General features: G+C 45.4%; 15 protein-coding genes and 1 pseudogene. 5 read left to right on the top strand and 11 right to left on the bottom strand.

Going from position 1 to position 16,820, the window contains the following annotated elements:
* Positions 1-61 precede the first annotated feature (61 nt).
* Positions 62-790 (bottom strand): WecB/TagA/CpsF family glycosyltransferase, encoded by a 729-nt coding sequence (locus tag skT53_RS14460; RefSeq protein ID WP_200758263.1) that lies wholly within the window; start codon positions 788-790, stop codon positions 62-64.
* Complete coding sequence (locus skT53_RS14455; protein ID WP_200758261.1) at positions 787-1,812, bottom strand: LCP family protein; 1,026 nt, start codon at positions 1,810-1,812, stop codon at positions 787-789. Before skT53_RS14455 ends, skT53_RS14460 begins: the two co-directional genes overlap by 4 nt.
* Before the next feature lie 178 nt (positions 1,813-1,990).
* Here skT53_RS14455 and csaB point away from each other — a divergent pair, with 178 nt between their 5' ends.
* On the top strand, positions 1,991-3,115 hold the full coding sequence (gene csaB / locus skT53_RS14450) for a polysaccharide pyruvyl transferase CsaB (RefSeq protein WP_200758259.1): 1,125 nt from the start codon (positions 1,991-1,993) through the stop codon (positions 3,113-3,115).
* A gap of 59 nt (positions 3,116-3,174) precedes the next feature.
* Here the strand turns inward: csaB and skT53_RS14445 are convergent.
* The 4 genes and pseudogenes from skT53_RS14445 to skT53_RS14430 form a co-directional block, all read right to left on the bottom strand.
* Positions 3,175-3,339: pseudogene (locus tag skT53_RS14445) on the bottom strand (TIGR00266 family protein); the annotation flags it as partial.
* A gap of 92 nt (positions 3,340-3,431) precedes the next feature.
* Positions 3,432-5,054, bottom strand: coding sequence for a putative polysaccharide biosynthesis protein (locus skT53_RS14440; protein ID WP_200758257.1), 1,623 nt, complete (start codon positions 5,052-5,054; stop codon positions 3,432-3,434).
* A gap of 73 nt (positions 5,055-5,127) precedes the next feature.
* Entirely contained in the window at positions 5,128-5,499 is a 372-nt protein-coding gene (locus skT53_RS14435; RefSeq protein WP_200758255.1) for a zinc ribbon domain-containing protein, read from the bottom strand.
* Between the two features lie 65 nt (positions 5,500-5,564).
* Positions 5,565-7,097 (bottom strand): S41 family peptidase, encoded by a 1,533-nt coding sequence (locus skT53_RS14430; RefSeq protein WP_200758253.1) that lies wholly within the window; start codon positions 7,095-7,097, stop codon positions 5,565-5,567.
* A gap of 177 nt (positions 7,098-7,274) precedes the next feature.
* On the opposite strand from skT53_RS14430, the gene skT53_RS18595 reads away from it, so the two are divergent.
* Positions 7,275-7,541 carry a hypothetical protein gene (locus tag skT53_RS18595; protein ID WP_226375231.1) on the top strand — a complete coding sequence of 89 codons (267 nt, stop codon included), beginning with the start codon at positions 7,275-7,277 and terminating at the stop codon, positions 7,539-7,541.
* A 215-nt stretch (positions 7,542-7,756) separates the two neighbouring features.
* Here skT53_RS18595 and skT53_RS14420 read toward each other — a convergent pair whose 3' ends face one another.
* Positions 7,757-8,839, bottom strand: a complete 1,083-nt coding sequence (locus skT53_RS14420; protein WP_200758249.1) for a copper amine oxidase N-terminal domain-containing protein — start codon at positions 8,837-8,839, stop codon at positions 7,757-7,759.
* A 284-nt stretch (positions 8,840-9,123) separates the two neighbouring features.
* On the opposite strand from skT53_RS14420, the gene galU reads away from it, so the two are divergent.
* The 3 genes from galU (at position 9,124) to skT53_RS14405 (ending at position 13,735) form a co-directional block, all read left to right on the top strand.
* Positions 9,124-9,996, top strand: a complete 873-nt coding sequence (gene galU, locus skT53_RS14415) for a UTP--glucose-1-phosphate uridylyltransferase GalU (RefSeq protein ID WP_318978563.1) — start codon at positions 9,124-9,126, stop codon at positions 9,994-9,996.
* Positions 9,997-10,361: 365 nt separating this feature from the next.
* A complete protein-coding gene (rffA, locus tag skT53_RS14410; RefSeq protein WP_200758245.1) occupies positions 10,362-11,498 on the top strand; it encodes a dTDP-4-amino-4,6-dideoxygalactose transaminase in 1,137 nt (378 codons plus the stop codon).
* Entirely contained in the window at positions 11,498-13,735 is a 2,238-nt protein-coding gene (locus skT53_RS14405) for a glycosyltransferase (protein WP_200758243.1), read from the top strand. Before rffA ends, skT53_RS14405 begins: the two co-directional genes overlap by 1 nt.
* A gap of 33 nt (positions 13,736-13,768) precedes the next feature.
* On the opposite strand, the gene skT53_RS14400 is transcribed toward skT53_RS14405, so the two are convergent.
* From skT53_RS14400 to skT53_RS14385, 4 genes are all read right to left on the bottom strand, one after another.
* A complete protein-coding gene (locus tag skT53_RS14400; RefSeq protein ID WP_200758241.1) occupies positions 13,769-14,596 on the bottom strand; it encodes a class I SAM-dependent methyltransferase in 828 nt (275 codons plus the stop codon).
* Positions 14,597-14,636: 40 nt separating this feature from the next.
* Positions 14,637-15,380, bottom strand: coding sequence for a phytanoyl-CoA dioxygenase family protein (locus skT53_RS14395; RefSeq protein ID WP_226375230.1), 744 nt, complete (start codon positions 15,378-15,380; stop codon positions 14,637-14,639).
* A 68-nt stretch (positions 15,381-15,448) separates the two neighbouring features.
* Entirely contained in the window at positions 15,449-16,036 is a 588-nt protein-coding gene (locus skT53_RS14390; RefSeq protein ID WP_200758238.1) for a PglD-related sugar-binding protein, read from the bottom strand.
* A gap of 6 nt (positions 16,037-16,042) precedes the next feature.
* Positions 16,043-16,756, bottom strand: a complete 714-nt coding sequence (locus skT53_RS14385) for a WbqC family protein (protein ID WP_200758236.1) — start codon at positions 16,754-16,756, stop codon at positions 16,043-16,045.
* Positions 16,757-16,820: the final 64 nt, after the last annotated feature.

The following is a 16,820-nucleotide window of genomic DNA, read 5'->3' as shown; positions in this document are numbered from 1 at the left end:
AAAGAAAAGGGAGCCACGATATCGGCAAGGCTCCCCCTCTTCGGTATGGTAGTTTGTTCCTTCACAGCCGCAATCGCTTTCGAATCACAATCCAGGCAAAATGCGGAAGCACCAGTTGCCGCCTCCAACGGCTCGGCTGCTTCAATAACCGATACAGCCATTCCAATTGCAATTTGCGCCATACAAGCGGGGCCCTGCGGACCGTTCCGGCATAAATATCAATGCACCCGCCAACACCGATCGATACCGGCACATGCAATTGTTTAAGATAACGAGCAATAAATTTCTCCTGCTTGCCTAACCCCAATCCGACAAGCAACAACCGGGGGGTAAAGCTCCGTATCTCTTCCAATATGGAGGGGATTTCCTGATCGCTGAAAAATCCATCCCTGCCCTTAAATAAAGCATTCGGATACAATCGGGAAAGGTTTTCAATGGCCCGGCGGTTCGATTCCGGAGAAGCGCCTAACAGATATACAGGCCATTTGGATTGATTGGCTGTCTCAAACAGGAAGGGCAAAATATCAATTCCGGTCACCCGGTCAACAGATGCCTTTTCCAAAATTTTGGCCGCGTATACAATCCCGATTCCGTCAGGCGTCACAAGATCTGCCTGCTGCAGAAGCTTCAAAAAATCGGGGTCACGTCTCGCCAACATCACAATTTCCGGATTGGCCGTTACAATTTGGCGAGGTTCGCTGCCCCCCATCCAGTCTCGAATCAAAGCGATTGTTTCATCAAAAGAAAGCGAGCTAAAAGGTACCCCTAAAATATTTACCGCCGATTTCAATCCAAATTCCCCCGCAACCATTGAGCCACCATTTTCCGGATACGCTCTTGTTCATCCTTCTCGACAAAAAAATACCATATTCCATCCTGCGGGGCTACCCGATTCACTCCTTTAATCGTTTCCACATGCGTCTGTTTTGCATCCATGGATAGCCCGCTTCGCAGCAACTGTGCGACTTCTCCAATCGACATGGAGGTTTGCAGATGTTTCCCAAGAAGTGATTGTATTTTGGGCAGTTTTGGCACAGTGTGGATCGACAGGCTTTTCTCACCCAGAGCGAAAAGCACTTGCCGCTGCCGACGCATTCTACCGGTATCGGCTTCCGCGTCGTGCCGATAACGGACAAAATCCAATGCCTGCTTGCCGTTCAATACTCGCTCACCCGCTTTGAGGTGAATGGATGTGCCGTCCGTCGGATCTTCATAGTCCATATTTTTGTCTATACGCACAGGTACGCCACCCAGCAAATCAATCAGCTGGCGAAATCCATCAAAATCAATCACAGCCGTATGATCGATGTCGGTCTGCAACCAGTTTTCAACCGTTTGCTTCAGCAAGGGGACTTGACCGTATGACATCGCATGATTGATTTTGGTATAACCGTGCCCTTTGACGGGTACATACGTATCACGCGGTATCTGAAGTATTCGCACTTCACCCCGAGCGGGGTTTACAACGGAGAATAACAGGCTGTCGGAACGTGCCGGTTCACCTGCACGGGAATCAATTCCAACAACCAACAGTGAAAACGGTTTGCCAAAATTGGGGAGCCACTGCAAAGGAAACACATTGTCAGCTTTTTGCGATGCGTCCAGCTGCTGCGGGACATCTGCAGCCTGTTGAGGGAACTTATCGGCAGGAAGTTGATTCGGAGGAATGGGAATGGGATCCGCCGAGTGAACTTCCGAATGTATGGCAGTGCGATATATCGAAGAGCGGCTTTCCAAATGCTGATTGGGGACGAAAAATGACAGCCCTGCGGCCATCAGGCAGATAGACCATATCCTGTTGCGCAGCCTCATTTTTTCCTCCCCCTGCCGTTTAAAAAATGGATCGGTTGCTTTATTTTTCCCTTCATTCCGCAGGAGTTACCATGTATGATTTACCTATTCCGTCAAATCGAACTTTCCAGATGAAAACGAAATTGATATACTTATCCTGTGTTTTTTCGTATTTTTTTGTCGAAAGAGGGTGGACAAGTTGCCAAGAATTCTCATCTCCGGTTATTACGGATTTGATAATTTGGGAGATGATACCGTATTGTTTGGCATCTTGTCGGCCATTCAGAAACTGCGGCCAGACGCGGAACCGGTTGTGCTTTCCAATCAACCGGAACGAACACAAGAGTTGTTTAAAATTCCCGCGTTTAACCGATGGAGCCCGATTGAAATTATCCGTCAGTTGTCCCGTTGCGATCTGCTGCTTATGGGAGGCGGGTCGCTGTTGCAGGACGTAAGCAGTCCCCGCAGTGTGATTTATTATTTGGGGATTGTTGAGCTTGCCAAACGGATGCGAAAACCGGTGGTGTTTTATGCACAGGGTGTGGGACCGGTCCATCGCCCATTTTCCAAGTATCTGATTCGCCGAATTGTAAACAAAGTGGACCTGATTACGGTGAGGGACGACAAATCGCATGACGATTTGCGCAAAATAGGGGTTTTGAAACCGCCGATTCATGTGACGGCTGATCCGGCATTAGCTATCGATACCTCCCTGTTTTCCAAACAGCACGGAGCTCAGATTTTGCAGGAATTCGGCGTTATGCCAAACGACACGGGCACTCGCAAAAAATTGGCCGGGATTGCCGTGCGGGCATGGAATACGTCTCATCCTTACCGGCAAATTCTTGCCCAAACCTGCGATGCACTGTATGATCGCGGTTGGCAAATCCTTTTTTTACCGATGCAATATCCTGGTGATGTGGAGGTTTCCCAGCAGGTTGTGAACCTGATGAATCGGCCGGCTGTGATTCTTGATCGGAAGTTTTCATTCCGTGACATTTCAAGCCTGATTGCCAATTTTGACATGATTGTCGGCATGCGCCTTCATTCGCTTATTCTGGCCGCTCTGCATGAAGTCCCTTTTGTGCCTGTTTCCTACGACCCTAAAATCGACCGATTTGTCCATCGGTTAGGTTTGCCGCCGGCCGAACGCGTGACGGAAACCACGTTTGAACAGTTGAACGAACGAATTCGCGCGGTTGAAAACGACTTGCAGCCATTTAAACAACAGATTCGCGAACCGCTCTCCCTCCTGCGGAAAGAAGCGGAAAAGAGCGGCGAACTGGCTGTCCGATTTTTGCAAAAAAGATGTAAAGGAAACTAGGCTTCGCCAAGCCTAAGCGCAGGCGAACCTTAGTTGGCCTTTCGATTGATTCGTTTTCATCAATCTTCGTCAAACAGATCTCCCAATTCGCCTAAAATGCTGCCCTCTTCTGACCGACGCCCGCCAGTCTGCGGTGCCGCCGCAAATACCCGGCTCGCCAAACGGCTAAACGGCAAGGATTGCACCCATACTTTGCCTGGTCCCCGCAATGTGGCGAAAAACAAACTGCATGTCATCGCCATGGATCTTATAATCAATTTCATGTGCGTTCATTGCTTGCCCTCCCATATGAATGGTTCATTGTCTTGTCCGTTCATCAACTTTTTATCAATCGGGGCCAGCGTTCCAACAACCGTGCCAGCCGCCCGCCAATTTTTGGAATATAGGAGATCTCCGTTTTGGAAACGCTGCCGATTAACAACGTTACAATGACGTAGAATATACCGCCAACCAGCAGTACAATCATCAGTTCCAGCGTAACCAGCAGGCGCGGCGAAGCAAACATATGACTCAGGAAACGGTGCAGCAATGCGTAGCTTCCCCATATAAAACCTCCGAACAGAACCGACGCGGTTAACGGACGTGTCAGCATCAAAGCCCATTCCAAACGGACGCCTGTTAACCGAAATACACTTCGCACATTCAGCCAGGATGAAACGGCATACGCGAGCGAGGCGGAAATGGCAGCCCCTGTAATGCCCAGAAAAGGGATGAACAGCAAGTTCAAAATCAGTTTGCATCCTGTTCCGATGAGCATATTGCGCACCGGCAGATACATTTGTCCGATCCCTTGCAGCATAAATGTGGTGATCAGTTCAAACGACATGAAAATTCCCATGAACGAGACGATCTGAATGACTCTTGCCCCATTTGTATGACCGAACAACATGAGGTCGATCGGAGCCGCCAATACTACCATCACTGCCGTCGACGGCAAAATCAACAGACTGATTAATCGGAACGAAATGGTTACGCGGTCATGCACCAAACTTTGATTTTTTAAAGCGATCGCTTCAGAAACAGCGGGCAGGAGCGAATAACCAATCGCGGTGGCAAACGAAACGGGAAGCTGAATCAGCCGGTATCCGTCGTTTGTTAAAATCCCGAACGCCTCGGTCGCCGCCTCCCGGGTTACCCCGCTCCACTTCAGCAAATTGACAACCGTATTCGTATCGACCTGCTGTGCAATGGGCAGCACCAAACCGGCAAGTGATATGGGAATCGCATAACTTACCAGTTTTTTTAAAATCGGCCAAACATCGATCCGGTTCTGACCGGTCATTTTATGTTGAAGTTGTTTTCTCATTTTGAAAGCAAAGTAAACCACGATCAAGAGACTGGCAATCGCGCCCACCGCGCCGCCAAACGTAGCAGCCGCCGCTCCATATGCGACGCCATACCCCGCCTTCAAAACGAGATAGGTCCCCGACAGAATCACGATCACCCGCACCAGCTGTTCAATCACCTGTGACGTGCCGGACCAACCCATATTTTGATGTCCCTGCAGATAACCGCGAAATGCAGCCAGCAGGGGCACCACCAGAATTGCGATAGAAAGCGCGCGGATAGCCAATGAGGCCTCCGAATTACCCGCCATGGCGGCAAATAATGGGGCTCCGAAAAACAGAATGAGAAATGCGGTAATTCCTGTAAACGTCATGAGACGAAGCGACAGCCCGAAAATTCGGTCCGCTCCATCATAATCCGCCACGGCTACCCGCTCTGCTACCGCTTTTGACAGCGCCAGAGGAAATCCGGCCGTAGCGATCGTCAACATGGTCAGGTACCACGGATAGGCGATTTGATAAAGCCCCATTCCGTAACTTCCGATCATATTATAAAGCGGCACCGCATAGATCACCCCGAGAAATTTCGAGATTAATCCGGCCAGTGCCATGAAAAAGGCGCCTTTTACAAACGTTTGGCTTTGCGTTGACATAAATCCTCCCAGATGTCTTTTGCTGCTATCACTATACTACAGTTTCAGGCCGTCCCTTCAAACTTATTCAAATCTACGCATAGGCAGTTTTGACATTGAGTTCCTGCTTCGCAGAGGCCGGTTTCACACGATCCGATTGGAACATGCCAGAGCCTTCCTCTCCACAGGCTGTCACCGTGGAACTCACGGCCAATTTCATCAGATTCCTTGCAGCATTCAAGTCCCGATCATGATGGGTTCCGCACTCAGAGCATGTCCACTCGCGTATCGACACCCTCGTCCCGTCCGATAAGGCGGCAAGACGATTGACACCTAAATCCGCACCGACGATAGCCTGGCTTTCGCACATTGGCGGCGCGTCTCTGGTGTCCACCGTGATACTGACAAACCACTTGTCGGCCTTACACGAAATGGCGGTTGAGTGCGGTTTCCGATGGCTTTCCACCCGCTTCATACCTTCAATGAGCTTCTGGTTCTTGCGTGAACGCGAACCCTTTCCAATTTATCAGATTATAACGAGGTTCCGCCGACTTCCATCTCGATCAGGCGGTCGCTTTGCCTGACTTGATCGGGTTGCAGAACGGCTTTTACAGCATCCAGAGAAATAAAAGTAATTCCATCTTTTGCGAGAAACGGTTGCGGCAAATCCATGACCTGTCCGTTGACAGTTAGCGTACCGTCCGACGCAGACAATTCTACATAACGGTTGTTATATTGGAAGGATTCGTCCCCTTCCGGTTTCCAGTTCACTTCTGAACCGAACGCCTCCACAAGAAAACGAAGCGGCAGAAAGACTTGACCGTCTGGTCGTTGTACAACTGTTTGTTGGGGAACTTCCCAATGGTTCACATACGTTTTCTGATTGTCCAGATCGAATTTTACACTTCTGATTTTTGACGGATGAAGCGTTTCTAAAGCAGTGACCAATTGCAGCGCCGGACTGGCAACCACCACATCCGGCTGCAGACCCAATTTGTTTGGAGACGAACCGTCAGCAAAGTAATACTGGGCAAAAGTGAGCTTCAAAACATCTCCGTTTGCGGTAGGAACCACCGTTTGCACCACACCTTTGCCAAACGTTTTTTGCCCAATCAATTTGGCACGTTTTTGCGTTTGTAGCGCTCCCGCCAACAATTCCGAAGCGCTGGCTGTATCCGCATCGACAAGAATGACCAAAGGCATCTTAAGACTTCCTGGTTGAGCCGTGATCTCTTCCTCTCCTATACGGGTTTTTATACGGGTAATCAATCCGCCATCCAAAAATCGGTCCGCGATCCGTATCGCCGAATCAATCAGGCCTCCCCCGTTGCCTCTGAGATCCAGTATCAGGGAATCGATCCCCTTCTTCTGCAGATCGGTTAGCGCACTGCCAAAATCCTTGTCTTCATTCCCACCAAATGTCAGAAGATGTATATAGCCTGTTTTTTGATCTAAAATCCGGGACGTCAGAGTCGGCAACGAAATCGGCTTTCGGGTAAGGGTTACCGTAAAGGACGGCTTATCATCGCGTTCCACCTGCAAGGTGATTGACGATCCTGCCGCCCCCCGCAAATTACCCGACACCTGGTCCACTGTCAATCCAAATGTCGATTTGCCGTTAACCGCCACAATCCGGTCTCCCACATGCAAACCGGCAGATTCTGCAGGAGAGGACGGAAACACAGCTTCCACGTGGAAACCGTTTGTCCCTTCCCCTACACGGATACCGATTCCGTCATAACTTTGGTTGACCTGACGCACAAAGTTTTGATACTCTTCCGCCGTCATATATTGGGTATACGGATCATCAAGCGTTTCCAGCATTCCCTTGATAGCCCCATTTAACAAATCTTTCTCATTTGGTTGCGGCCAGTGCTGATCGCGCAAAAGATCGTATATCTGCAACAAAGAGGCTTCGTTCGCTGATACTTGAAACTGCTGCTGTAGGCCATCTGGCTGTTTCGCTAATGCGGCATCTGGTTCCAATACCCCTGCGATTGGAACTGTAACGGCAATGATCACCGCAGCAGCCCAAGCTCTTCTCGATGAAAGCGATTGCCCCATGCTCTCTCCCCCTTTTTGTAGAACGGTGAACTGCAGACATAGATCAGACAAACGATCAGCCTGATTATTCTGTTGCTAATGAATTCGACGTGCCCCTACGAGTTCCTCCCCCGTATTGCACCGCATCTTTGATATAGTAGAGATAGCCGTGAATCCAAAGGGAAGGAAGAAAAACGAATGAGAAGGAAAGAGTATCAGGAACTGCTGCACGGGATTTTTATCGGTGGTGCTTTCGATACCGAATCGATGGTCGAAAACGAACAGGTTGATCTGATCGTAGATCTTCGCGTAGAAGCTCCTTTTTTGACTGTTTCAGATTCGGATGTTCAGCGGGTACATATACCACTGACAGACGGAGCCACAGACCAAACCGAGTCTTTGAAGCGAGCAATCGATACCATTGTGGACGCAAATCGATCCGGAAAAAAAATCGGCTTTCATTGAGCTGGCGGAAAAAACCGCGCTGGCAGCGTGGCGATCGGCGTATTATTAAAACTTGGCAAGGCCCGAACGATAGACGAGGCAGAAAAAATGATCCAGACAATTCGTCCACAAGTATCGGTCAGTGATCTTTTAAAGAGGGACCTGAAAAAGCTGTTTCCCGATGCGTAAAGAAAAAACCGATACCCATCCAATCACGGTGGGTATCGGCTATCTTTTTACTGTACCTGAGATGCAGTGGAACTGCTGCCTGCTGAAGTTTGTGTTGTGTTATCCGTTGTTGTATTCGGATCGGTTACGGTAATCAGCTTCGTTTCCGGATCATATACCACTTTTTGTTTTAAAATCTCGGATAAGAAGCGCAGCGGCACCACCGTCCGGCCTTCCGTAATTTCAGCCGCCGTATCAATTGTCTGCTTTTGTCCGTTGACTGTCACTGTCGGTTCGCCAATCGGAAGTTCAATTTTGACATTTCCCTTGTTGATCGTGACCGTCCTGCTGTCCGGGTCCCAGTTCACATTTGCCCCCAACGATTTTACGATCACGGCAACCGGCACAAGAGTTCTTCCTTCTTTAATAATCGGTTTTACATCCGTTTGCAGCGGTTGACCCTGTACATATACTTTTGCGTTCTGAGTATCGCCTTGCTGTTTCAATACCTTGCTTAACAATTTATAAAGCTTATCGGATTGCGCATTGTGGCGAAGGGCTTTTTCCAAATCATGCCTTGCTTCCGACAACTTATTATCCTGCATTTTGGCAGTTACAAGAACCTCAACAGTCTGCTCATCCGCTGTGCCATTGTCCACTTGTTGGCCTAGCGTAGCTTCCACTTGCTGCTGTGCCTCTTCTTTCGTGTTTGCTTCGCCATCTTCCACCAGGCGAGCTTTCAGTTTCTCGATAACAGCATCCAAAGCATCGTCGCTTGCTGCACCCTTCCCATCCTGACGAGCTTTCAGCAAACTTTCAATGGCGTGCTCAATTCCATGATTCGATTTTGCGTGTTTGCGATACACTGACTGAGCAACGGTTTGATCAGACTGTTGCTGCCCCTGATCTTCATCACTAAAATCTTTATGATCATTATTTTCATGATCAGACTCTTCATTATCTGAGTGCTCCGTTGCCAAAGAAGGAAACTCGGTTTGTTGAGAATGTTGCTTCAGCGAAGAATCAATCACCGTTTGATCAGATCGTTCCCTGAACCCGCCCCATTTTTCTTTTGCAAAAGCTGCATTGTTGACTACAGGGATGGAGGCTGCAAGGACCAATCCTGTGGCCCAAGCCAGAAGTTTTTTCATATGTGTCCACCTTCCTAATTACTTTTTTGGTAATCGCCAAATCTAAAAAGAACAGGCTTGTACCTTTACAATATACCGCAACCCGCTGTTCCGATCATGGGTCCCGAGTAGTGAATTTATTTTTCTTAAAGTGTCAAAAGTCACACCCCCAAAAATAAAGTTCGTTTCGAAGTCCGTCTATCGGAACCGGATGTGGTATCTTAAAAATGGGAAGGGAAAACAGGATTTTTAGTAATGTTCATCGAATATGTTGAAGTTGAATTTATAGTGAAGGGTGTTTGGTTATGATTCGAAAAGCTGTAATACCGGCAGCAGGATTGGGAACCCGTTTTCTTCCCGCCACGAAAGCACAACCGAAAGAAATGCTGCCGATTGTCGATAAACCGACGATTCAATACATTATTGAAGAAGCGGCGGCAGCCGGTATTGAAGACATTTTAATTATTACGGGCCGCAACAAACGGGCCATTGAGGACCATTTTGACCGTTCCATCGAATTGGAACTTCTGTTGGAAGACAAGGATCAACAATCCCTCCTGGAAGAGATTCGGCAAATTTCCGACATGGCAAATATCCATTATATCCGGCAAAAGGAAGCGCTTGGGTTAGGCCATGCCATTCTTTGCGCGAAAAACTTTATCGGACAAGAAACGTTTGCCGTTCTGCTGGGTGATGACATCGTAAGACATCAAAAACCGGCTATCGGACAATTGATCGACACGTACAATCAAACCGGCGGCAGTGTACTCGGCGTTCAGCAGGTAAAGCCGGAAGAAACAAGGCGATATGGAATCATTCAGCCAGAGCAAATCACAGACAGAACCTATCGTGTTCAACATGTAGTGGAAAAACCGATCTCCAACCCCCCGTCAAACCTGGCCATTATTGGCCGATATATACTGGATTGGAAAATTTTCTCTTATCTAGAAACAATGCAACCGGGTGTAGGAGGGGAAATTCAATTAACGGATGCGATTGATGCACTGGTTCACTCTCAACAGGTGTATGCATACGCAATTGAAGGAAACCGCTACGATATTGGGGATAAGTTTGGGTACCTGCAGGCTAACATTGAATTCGCTTTAGACCGTGAAGAACTGACAGATCAAGTGCAAAGCTATTTGTTGTCATTACAGGAACGTCTAACCGGTAAGTAATCTCAAAAAATTTCTATGTATCATCACACAAAAGAGCATGGTTTCTACTCAGTGAGTTAGATCCCTAAGAACAACGATAAAAGGGCTATGCTGAGCAAAATTTGCTAACAATGTTCAACATTATGTAAAAATTGGGGTAAAGTATGTCCGTTTGGATATGTTTTACTCCTCTTTTTTTGAAGGAAAACCATTTGGTGGAATGTTTGGTGAAAGTCCAACACAGGCTATATATTTTCATAATATTCAGCTGTATTTTCGTGTAAATAGCGCTAGAGTTAGTTTTTGCTTTATTTGTCAATGATTGCAGGCATCCAAAGTTTTAATGTCGAATTATGCTGAGAGATATCGGAGCGGAGGGAACTCACTTGATACCTTTTAATCTGCCTGCTGTAACCGGACGGGAAACAGATTATCTTTCCGAAGCAGTAAAGAACCAAAAATTATCGGGTGATGGGGAGTTTACCCAAAAGTGCAGCAAGTGGTTTGAGGAAAGGTTTCAATGTCCCAAAGTCCTGCTTACTACTTCCTGTACGCATGCGCTGGAGATGGCCGCTCTTTTGGCGGATATACGGGAAGGTGACGAAATCATAATGCCTTCCTATACTTTCGTATCTACTGCTAATGCTTTTGTCTTGCGAGGTGCTACAATTGTGTTTGTCGACATTCGCCCGGACACCATGAACATGGATGAAAAAGTCGTAGAAGACGCAATTACAAACAGGACAAAAGCGATAGTACCTGTACACTACGCCGGTGTGAGCTGTGAAATGGACACAATTCTCTCTCTTGCAAAGCGGTATGGTTTGCTTGTGATTGAGGATGCGGCCCAAGCGGTCATGAGTAGATATAAAGGGAAAGCTTTAGGGACAATTGGAGACATGGGGTGTTACAGTTTCCATGAAACGAAGAACTATAATTGCGGGGAGGGCGGCGCCATTGTTTTGCACGATAACGAATACATACAGAGGGCCGAAATACTTCGTGAAAAGGGTACAAACCGTACAGTGTTTTTCAGAGGGGAGATCGACAAGTACAGTTGGGTAGACATAGGCTCGTCCTATTTGCCCAGTGAGCTGAATGCCGCTTACTTGTATGCTCAATTGGAAATGGCTTCGGAAATCAATCGGAAGAGACTTGATTTGTGGAACCAATATTATACGGGGTTGCTCCCGTTGGCAGAACAAGGATATATAGATCTGCCTGTTGTTCCAGAAGGATGCGAACATAATGGACATATGTTCTATATCAAGGCAAAAAATCTGGAAGAAAGAACGGCGTTAATTGATTATCTCCTAAAGAACAATTGCAAGAGTGTATTCCATTATGTGCCTTTGCACAGTACCCATGCAGGAATTAAATTCGGCCGATTCCACGGGGAAGACCGGTATACGACAAGAGAGAGTGAGAGGCTCTTGCGCTTGCCTCTATTTTATAACTTAGAATCTGAGAAAGTTTCTTATATCATAAAAATCATCTATCAATTTTTTACAGGAGAATCATAATGTGCAAAAAGATTGTGATCGCTATTATATCGGATCTCAGAAATCAGGATGATTTTCAAGACATCTTGTCAAGATTTGAAGAAAAGAATTATACAATCCATTTGTTTAATGATGAGAAAAATGAATTGTCAATCCCGATCCTACCATCCCTTGTCCAGTATGTTCTGGAACAAGAAAAGGAGATTGCCACTCGTGTCGTTCTGTTATCAAATATATGGGAATGCGTGTTTGCGTGGTATCGTTGTTATAATGGGTTGGTAAATGATTTTGTTTATTTTATTGATCAAGAAGCGCCTCTTTCAAGCGTCAGAGAAATGGAGCATGGTCAGTTTTACAGACAGTTATACATGTTTAACAGTATTGAGAATGAGCAGCTAAGTGGGAAAATTTATCTTACCATGACCTCTGCAAATTACAGAGCGATGGCACCGTATTTGTTATGCAACAACCGTTATATCTATTTTCGTGATTTTGAGAATTTCGAGTATCATAGTTCTTCGTCAAAAGCGTTTGTGTGTAAAACGTACCAGTATCAATTTGAAGAGTTTACATTTGAAAGCTCTTTGCATCCCCAACCGGCTAATTATGAAACTGTCAGATTTTCAGCGCAGTTTCAAGAAAGTAAGCTTGAAATAAACGAACGATTTTTTCAATTGCTTGATGCAAATCATGAGTTTGCCGCTTACTTTTGTTTGTTCATTTACAGGATGGACGGAGTAGACATTAATACAAAAACAAAGGTAATCCATCAACTGTTTGATCATATTTGTACCATGAATGCAGAAGTGAAAGAGAAGGTCTACCGGCAAATTACCGAATGCTTGGAAACTAATTCGGATTTCGGCGAACGAGTATACTTTATGTCTCTGCTTGTGAAGTTACATCTTGATAGCAATTTGTTGGAGAAAATGATGAACGTATTATTGAAGGATGAAGAATATCTGCCTTACCATTATGCGTTCCTGATCAATCTGTTGTTTTACAAAAGTAAGGATCATATACGTACATATGACAACTTTATTGTAGATATGATTAAAGAATTGAACCGCTTAACCGAATATTACCGCGATCGTCTGATGCTACCCGGATCCGTTTCACGTAAGCCAAAACGGATTGCAATTCTAGTCGGACAACTGTTGGAACGTTTGCACTCTCCAACGTTATTGACTTTGAATTATGCAACACACTTGCGGCAGTACTGCCCTGAATATGAGATAAAAATATTTGTCGAGGATTTTTTTCTGTTCAGTAATGAAGAGTATATTTTTCCCCATATGTATTACTCTTTTCAATCCAAACTGTGTGAATCCGTGCACCAAGAGTTCTTAAACGGATTCGGAGTTGATATTTATTACTCAGATCCCGCGAAAGATCGGACAAACAGATTACGTGAAGATATAGAAGCGATTATTGACTTTGAACCTGAAGTCCTACTGGTGATCGGAAATGGGGTAACGCTGCCCGGGAACATCCTTTACAACTACTACCCGATCATTCATCTTTCACTTGGCGACATCACACAGTCCGAACATGCCGATCTGTATCTGGGCGGTGCTGATACGGAAAAAACCCAGACTGAATACAGGAGATACGGAATTAATAAGGAGCGCCTCTATTGCAGGCATAGTGTCGGCACCGTATTTCCCGTATCGTATGGGCATAAGGAACGAAAAGATTATGGTTTGGAAGAACAGGACTTTGTTATGGTAACGGTGGGAAACCGGTTGAATACCGAACTCGGACAAGATTTTATTGATATGTTGACGGGGTACCTGTATGAGCAAGCACAAGCAAAGTGGGTGATCTGCGGACAGACTGAGCTTCCATTAATACACGATGACCATCAGGAATTGCTTGACCAAAAGAAAATTATATTCATTGAATATGAAGACGATCTGCCTGCCTTGTATCGCATTTCCGACGTTTATGTGGATCCTCTCCGCCAAGGGGGAGGATACAGCGGAGCCATGGCGATGAATGAGGGAATCCCAGTGCTTACGATGCAAGGAAGTCATGTTGCGCTGTTTGTTGGCAAAGAGGACAGTTTCAGCGATTTGGAGGCATATAAGAACGAATTGCAGCGATTGCAGAAAGATAAAACTTATTATGCCAGCAGAGGGCAATTGATGAAGGAGCGTCTCCACAAAGAATTCAGTTTTGAGAAGACAGTGAAGGAACTTCGCGACTTTTTTGCAAAAGCGGAAGAACAATTTTTGAAACGAAAGGGAGAAGCGTAGGTTACAAGTACAAGCCTACGCTTTTTTGCGGCCTTATTTGACTAAAATAAATCGCAAGTATTTGAAGAGATGGTTGGCCAACGGAGAAATTTTATTTAGGTATTCCGCAATCGATTGTGCTGCCTCAAACGATTGTCCATGCATGACGGCTCCTTGTCCCAAAAACCATTGGAAACTCACTTCGCATTCTCTATAACCGGTTTTGAAACATTCATTTTCAAATTCATACGGATCTATACCTCCGAGGATCGATTTAATATATTCGGCTTTGTTAAATGTGTCTTTATCGATTCCAAACTCTTGCTCAACAACTGAATCCGTGTGAAGTACGGAGGAAATTTCCCTCTTTACGATATCGGACAGATTTTCCTCTTTGATTTGTATATTCGCTTCAAGTTCACTTATGGCTTGCCAAAACATTTTATTTGGTTCGAGATCTATATAAAAAACTCCGCCCGGCTTTAGAACGCGAAATGCTTCTTTTAAAATCACACGGTAATCCTCAACGTGGTGAATAAATGAATACGCAGTTACCACATCGAAGAAATTATCATCAAAAGGAAGTTTTTCCGCAGGAGTATTATGCAAGGTAATATAACCATTTGAGATATCCACTTGGTCCAACATAGCTTGGGTTACATCAACCCCATGAATCTCTGTAAACAAATCTTTTGCCAAGTCAATAATAAAACCGGTGCCGCATCCGATATCGAGAAGTTTTGATCCCCCTCTTTCTCTAATTTTTAACAACATGTCGCGCACTTTGGATTTGTTTTCGGGCCTGAAATGAGGCTCGTTATTATAGGACGAGGCCATAATGGTGTGAACCTCAATGTTTGCTTTTATAATTTCAGAACGCATTTTAATAACTCCCTTATTACGCAGTTTTGGTTGGAAAGGATTATTCTTGACCCGACTTATATAGCCTTTTATCATCTTCGGCAAAAAACTCTTCCATACTGGTTGGTAAACGGGTATCAAAACCGATGATGCGCCTTGCCTGATCGTTTAACTGATTCGATATCTCAGAAGGAATCATTCGAACCCAATCTAACCTTTGTTTCATATAGGGGCGGCAAGCATTCATTGTTAGTGAATGACGCCAATTTTCAGTCTTGTTCACTCCTGCCCGATGCCACACTCTCGCGTTGAAGACCAGTATAGAGCCTAGTTGACAGGTAATCTGCACACAGTTCTTTTCAAAGAGTTCCGGTGTTGGCACCACAGCACTGTGATGAGAGCCCGGTAACAGCTCCGTGCCTCCATTTTCGGCGGTAAATTCATCAAGAGCCCAGATAATCCCGATATTCGTAGGGTAAGTCGGTATAAATCTTGGACTGTCCACATGGATACGGCTTCCATAGTTTGTCCCGTGCGGAGGAAGTGAGGATGAGGTGAAAGCATACATGATCCAATAGTCACCAAGCAAAGGAGACAATATCCTCTGAATTCTGGGGTCTTCGAGAAGCTTTCCGAACATAAGATTCTGGCAAAGCAAGTCGTGCAAAAGATATTTGTCGAGAATACTTCTTTCCGGACCCAGGGGTTTATAATTGGCCAAGGCAATTTCCAACAATTCTTTTAGTTTTTCGCAGGTCTTGGCGTCGAGAAAATCGGGGAACAAACTGTAACCCCTTGTCTCCATGTTGTAGACATGTTCATCGATTTCGAGTTCCGAAATTTGACGAAATTGGGTAAAGTCAATTATAGTGGTTACCTCCCATCACTAGACTTGATACTTTTTTTATGAAATACTGAATTCGCTTTAATAAAAGAGTTTGACGGAACTAACGTGTGATCCGCTATAACCGCCCCGGCACCAATGAAAGAATGTTTACCAACAGTTACAAAACCACAAACGGTAGAGTTGGGCGAAAGAAACGTATTCTCTTGTATCACGCTGTCATGACTAACAACCACTCCGGGCCATAGGACCGCAAGTTCATGGATCTCTGAATTCATGTCCGCAATGGCCCCCATCATGACGATTGCACCCTTATGTATCTGGCTGGACCCACTTATAAGCGCGGTCGGATGAACAAGTTTTGGAACCTCAAAACCGTGAGCCACCACTTTTTCGTAAATCTTCCACCTTGCTTCCAAATTGTTGTATCCGATCGCAATCACAATGGAATATTCATCAGGAGAACAATGTTTTGCAATTTCATCAAATGTGCCTATTACATGGGTGCCAGGATAATAATCGTCGATAAACCCTGCAAAATCCAGGTGGCAGTCATGAACCAGATGCTTTACGACAAGAGCAAAATCTTTCGAGCCGTACACAAGAATTTTTTTCAAAAAAGCTCATCCTTTACCATGCTGGCCTGATTCTCTCCATCCCCAAATATAGTAGGGAGCATCCGGTCCGGTGTGAAAAAGCAAATCGAAAATCGAAACGTAATGATCGAACGGAGGAAAAAACTGTTCGTATTCGGGGTAACCGGAGTAATCTTTATATACTAACTGAATGTTTGACTGTGCAAATTTATCTTGGTCAATATAAGCGGCTGCATTTGGTCCGGAAATATAAATGTCTGCGTTTGTTTTCCCAAGCAAGTCAAGTAATCGGTCCAATTTTTTCCCTTCAGTCTGCAGTTCTCGCGAGTCTTTGAACACTACGGTAATCCCAAGAAAGTCGGTTGAAACAGTTTTAATAAGGTATTGGTTTAATTCGGACAAAGTGGTCCATTCGCTTTCCAGATAAACAAAACCGAGGAAGTCTTTGTATTTTCTGTAAAAAGGCGCTTTTGAATAGAACTGTTCAAGGGTTTTGTAATGGTCGGATGCCCACTTCTTATTCGGCAAATCCACCTCAAAAATAAGACGGTTAAGAGAAGCACCTACCGGAATCGTTAACCATTTTGTTCCTTTGGGAGTCTTAATTTTGTTTCGGTTCCGCCAGTCGTTTTTTGTAAATTGCACATCATCATAAAAGACAAATTCATCAACATCGTGGATAATATCAAAATAACCCTTCCAAGGAATGTAGTTAGATTGAAGAACGGCAACTGTTTTCATTGGTATGGCATCACTGCTTTCCCCGTTAATACATCCGCCTATATAAAATCTTCCACTGCCGCGA

Origin of the sequence: Effusibacillus dendaii (genome assembly GCF_015097055.1) — a bacterium.
Taxonomy (GTDB): domain Bacteria; phylum Bacillota; class Bacilli; order Tumebacillales; family Effusibacillaceae; genus Effusibacillus; species Effusibacillus dendaii.
Note: the sequence above shows the minus strand (reverse complement) of the source record. Positions and strands in the feature narration are given on the sequence as shown.